The organism is Enterobacter sp. WCHEn090032, assembly GCF_003986875.1.
Lineage (GTDB): Bacteria > Pseudomonadota > Gammaproteobacteria > Enterobacterales > Enterobacteriaceae > Enterobacter > Enterobacter sichuanensis.
The window spans coordinates 1-268 of sequence record NZ_RXRN01000074.1 but is presented as its reverse complement, the minus strand read 5'-3'; the positions used below and the strand labels follow the sequence as shown (position 1 = coordinate 268).

The following is a 268-nucleotide window of genomic DNA, read 5'->3' as shown; positions in this document are numbered from 1 at the left end:
ACAGCAGTAAAAACCTCTACAGGCTTGTAGCTCAGGTGGTTAGAGCGCACCCCTGATAAGGGTGAGGTCGGTGGTTCAAGTCCACTCAGGCCTACCAAATTTGCGAAGCAAATTTGAAGAGGTTATCAACGATGGGGCTATAGCTCAGCTGGGAGAGCGCCTGCTTTGCACGCAGGAGGTCTGCGGTTCGATCCCGCATAGCTCCACCATCTTTTACTGCGAACACAAGAAAACTTCAGAGTGAACCTGAAAAGGTGCACTGCGAAGT

General features: G+C 51.1%; 2 tRNA genes. Both read left to right on the top strand.

Annotated elements, in window-relative coordinates:
* Positions 1–20 precede the first annotated feature (20 nt).
* Positions 21–97 (top strand) — tRNA-Ile (locus tag EKN83_RS23280).
* A 36-nt stretch (positions 98–133) separates the two neighbouring features.
* A tRNA-Ala gene (locus tag EKN83_RS23275) sits at positions 134–209 on the top strand.
* Positions 210–268: the final 59 nt, after the last annotated feature.